This is a genomic window from Piscirickettsia salmonis LF-89 = ATCC VR-1361 (assembly GCF_000297215.2).
Classification (GTDB): Bacteria; Pseudomonadota; Gammaproteobacteria; order Piscirickettsiales; family Piscirickettsiaceae; genus Piscirickettsia; species Piscirickettsia salmonis.
On record NZ_AMFF02000162.1, the window covers coordinates 7,964 to 12,727 of the forward strand.

Annotated in this window: 2 protein-coding genes; both read right to left on the reverse strand. The window is 35.8% G+C overall.

Going from position 1 to position 4,764, the window contains the following annotated elements; all coding sequences use genetic code 11:
- Positions 1-260: 260 nt before the first annotated feature.
- Positions 261-2,660, reverse strand: a complete 2,400-nt coding sequence (locus C200_RS12740; protein ID WP_016211680.1) for a hypothetical protein — start codon at positions 2,658-2,660, stop codon at positions 261-263.
- Positions 2,661-2,707: 47 nt separating this feature from the next.
- Positions 2,708-4,390, reverse strand: a complete 1,683-nt coding sequence (locus C200_RS12745) for a hypothetical protein (RefSeq protein ID WP_016211682.1) — start codon at positions 4,388-4,390, stop codon at positions 2,708-2,710.
- Positions 4,391-4,764: the final 374 nt, after the last annotated feature.

Here is a 4,764-nt window from a genome sequence, read left to right on the forward strand (position 1 = left end):
GAAATGTTAAAAACTAAGTTAGGATTGTAAAAATTCATGTCAAGCGAAGTTCTGAGTGACACATGCCAAAACATATAACTTTCCAGTACAAATTATAAATAAAACAGCAGGAAATAAAATCAAAAGGGGGGTTATGCAATATTTACTGCACTAATATCCCAACAGACACTTAAATAAAAAAAGCACGCCCAATAAAATCAAAATTGGGTGCACTAAATGAATAAATACTTAGGGTTATCCATTGCTCAGTATTACGCCGATTACATGCTCGCATAACTAACGTCAAGACTAGACTCTATACTGCTAGTTTCAGTTGACTGCTGCCTCTCAAAAATTCGCCCCTCAGCCTCAGATTCCTTATCATCAAGACTGAAATTTTTTTGCATTTTTTCGATCAAAGAGCGGTGCTTATTTAAAAAAGGATTACCCTTAACTAATTCATCTATTCCCTTAGTGCCATGCTCCCCATGAAGAGCTGCCCGACAACTATTGGTCGTCATTTTTTTTGCAAAAAACTGTTCTATCTTTCCCCAAGTGCTACGGCAGTATTGTTCTACTCCAAACATTGTTGTCTTAGTGAAGCTAAACCCTGTAGTTTTCCACAAGTATTCTTGCGTCATCAACCAAGTAAAGAGCTTCTCCAAAACCCTATTATCAGAAATACTTTGAACCTGAGCGCGAATCAACTCTAAGTCTTCCTTCTTACTCTCCTTACCCCCTCCTAACTTAGCATCTATATTACTTATAAGCCTACTTGCTGCCGTTGCGGCCTTAAGCTCTCTCTCAACATCTTTAACTTCTGTGCTTATCCCCGCAGCACTTGCCCCAGCACCATCTACTACATCTGCCTGAGCACTTCCTTCAACAGTTGGCTGTAAATGGCCATATAGTTTTAAAAAAGGATTCTGAAGAATAAGCTCAGGTATACTAACTAACCCACTACTCTTCTCCGCATTAGCAAACATGCATTTTGCTAACGTAAACTCTATTACGCCCCATTCACCACTACAAGCTTCTTTTTGCCCAGACATTGTTGTAAAACAAGAAGGTTCATTGCCTTTGAAGCTTTTTAGAAAAGGGTAACGCCATGCAAGTAAACGATGGAGTAACGTAAGTTCATCGTTACTTTCAATTTTAAGGGTACAGTCTATAACTACCTTTAAATCGTTAGATAGGTGTCCTGTGATATTTTCCTTAAGTTCATCCACTACCTTAGAAAAAGAACTGCTATGGCTAACTACGCGTGTCACTTCTCGGCTGAGCTCTTCAACTATTTTTAACCTCTCCTTTTCCCTTGCTTTGCTTTGCTGCTTGTTCTTTTCATTTTTTTCGTGCTTTATTATTTTCTGTATCACTGGCCCAAATAGATCTTCACACTTAAAAATCTCTTGTTTCAATTCACCAGCAATCCTGTCCATTTTTCCTGTTAAAAGACCTAACTCCTCTTTAGCCTTATCAAGATTATCTTTTTTAGCTGAAAGCACTTCGTTTAAATGAGCCTGATTCTTCTTACAATTATCTAAGAAAGTGCCAGTCTCACCAATCGCCTGATTTAAAAAAGGCACAGGACTCCTGCCATCATCCCAGACAGCCCTAAAAGAAATATTTTTTCGAACATCCCCTTGAATATTTCTAAGCCTAGTTCCTCTAGCGAAGGCATTTGCTTCCTTAACAAGCACCTCTGCAATTTTTCCTGCTTGAAGCTTTTTACCCATTACAGCTAAGAATGTTCTTTCACGCTGACAATTCTCAACTATTCCTTCAAGTACTGCTTTAAAATCAAAGCTACCATTTTGCTCTATTATTTCAGGGTTCCCATCATTAAAACAAAGGTAAGGCCCAAAAATCTTATCAAAGTCATTCCGCTTATGAGGTTTTAGTTTATAATGCTGATTTCCATGCGCATATAAAGTAGCAACATACTTCAAGAGTATATATTGACTTTCAAGAACATCTTTTTTTTGATGACTTAAACTAACAATCGCTTTTTCTGCATCCTCTATCTTTTTAGTATTATCGAATTGTTCTTTTTCAGTATCGTCCAGCGATTTTTCTTTAACCTCTAAATTTCCTTTCTTAATATTAATAGCTCTACTAAGCCCTCTGAGCTCTCCTAAATATTTATCTTCAGAAGCAACAGCAACGTTTAATTTAAACTCCTCATTTAACTTACTAAGTGCTTGTAACTTTAAGTGATCAAGCTCATAAGGTAATAAATTGACTCCTATTTTTTGCAAACAGGCTTGAACTAAGTTATCTGGCCCTTGCCCTAAAGTCCTTAATACAGACTTACAGAACTCTCCAAAAAGGATAATGTCCTCCTTACTTGGAAATATTTCTGACAAACATGGATCGTCTAGTAAAGACGCAATTCCCTTGACATCTGAATCAGTATCATGGAGAACACTACTTTTAGACGTATTATGCAGATTAAAAAAAAATGGAAGAATTAAGCTTTCTCTTAGCTCATATAATTCACTAAGGGATGCAAAATTACACTTACTAAAATCATACTTGTGCCCACTACATACCTCCAAATTATCATTCTTACCATTTGGTAGAAGTAATTCTTCCCATTTCTTTTCTATAGGTTTGTATTTGATTTCATTAATGAAAGCAAGGACAAAGGAAAAACTTTTTTTAAAATCTATATTTTTCACACTTAGTGCCTTTCAACTAAAACAAGGGTCATATTTCAAAAATATATTTAAATCATAGCCATACAACTTAGCTCTTCTGAACTAACCTCAGTAGATTGGCTCAAAACAGGCCCAAACATCAAAGCATCCGACGCTGCAGCAACTTCTCCATGATTTTTTAAAAATGGGTAATTAGCAACTAATTGAGTCCAGTCTTGCTCAGAACCACCCATTGCCTGATGATTAGAGCGAATTCTATTTGTGAATGCTGCCTCTATCGTATACCATGTTTCACTGCATTTTACTGCTTCTCCAGACATAGTTGTTCTAAATTGACTAAAAACACGAAGAAAATTACCTTTTATTAGATACTCTCGCTCTTTAAGTTCATTATATAGAGAGAGCAACTGGTCATTACCTTCAATATATTTGAGGATGATTACTCCATCAACTTTTCTCTCGCCAGTCAGCCGCAGTAAAGCCTCCTGTTGAGATTTTTCTCCTCCTTCAGCACCTTTAACCTGACTATCTAACCCTCCTGCAACAGCGCCTTTTTTTTCCGCATTTTGCACCAAGGCCCTAAAACTCTGCCTAAAATTAAAAGCCTTTTTCAATGCTTCTCCATAACTTTTAACCTTTTCAGAAAACTTATCGATTGCTGCTGCCTTACGATCTTTCCACTTTCTAATTTCTCCTGGCAACTGATTTTCTTTATGCTTATGCTTATTGTCATAATCCAGTTCCAGTCTAAGAATCTTCGCTGCACGCTCCGTAGGATTTACATCAACCCACACAGCAACAACAGGCTCTCTTTTACGAATATCTCCTGAGGTGACTTCAAGGCCCGTATTAGAGGAAACTTCTTGTGCCTTCCTAAGAAGTAGCGCTACAGTTTTTCCTGCTTGAAGCTTCCCCCATATTCTAGCCCAAAGAGTTCTTTTGCGCTTACAGTTTAAAATTATTGTTTGAAGAGTCCCTTTAAAATCAAACTCATCATTTTTATTCATTACTTCAGGATTACCACCATTAAAACGTAAGCAAGAACCAAAGAGCTTATTAAAATAAGCCTCATCATGCCTTTTAAGGCCTTCCTGTCCATTTCCATCGATATATAGTTTAGCTACTTCCTCAAGTACAGCATACTGAGACTGAAGAGTTTTATCCCTATCTTCTTTAAGCTTTAGAATATTATTTTTTGCACAATTTATTTCATTTAATTCTAAGATACAATCGTTTAAAGAAAGACCAATCCTATATAATTCATCTGAAAAATCACTCTTAGATGAGTCAAGAACATCTAATTTAAAATGTGAGTTCAAGTGGCCCAAAGCATCACATCGGAGAACACCAACATCTTCTTTACTTAGTTTTATCTCATCATAAATCGCTTGAACTAATACACTAAACTCAGCACTCTCTACTCCCAATAGATATTGGTGCATCATTTCAAACAGGGCAATATGCGCTACATCTAACGCTCTTAAGCTATCCTTTATCTCTGTGTCTACTAACAGTCCTCTAATATTTTCTTCGCAAATATCTTTGGCTTGGCCTCTCTGCTTGCGATCAGACAGAGCTTTAGGTAAGCATTTAAGAAAAGGCACAATAAATTTATCTTTTAATCGGAATAAATCCTTTTCATTTTCAAAGTTATATGCTTCTTTCTTATATTCGAAAGCACTACTATTTTCTAATTGGCTAATTAACTGCAAGACTAAAATAAATTTCTGCTTAAGTTCGACAAATTTCATAGTAAATTCTCATTTATTAAAGTCACAAAATCGCTAAATTATCGGCAGATATCCTAAATTACAGATACAGAGGGTCTATATAGCTTTTTTAAAGGTTAGTTATATTAAAAAATATATTTTAAAATCAAAAAATTAAATATATAAAATAGAGAATAATAAGTGATCAACTCCCCATATCTATTTGAAATCAACCCCACAGCACTTTTATTATAATACCAACTCATTAACGACACCCCTAATTAATTCGCTACGAAAGCCCTATGCTTCTAGTTTTATTATTCTTAGGAGCTCTCTTATTATAACTACCAATTACCATGTTATAACAGAGCATGTCAATGGTGAAGATGAATTATAGATCGTAAGCGTCGCTACCT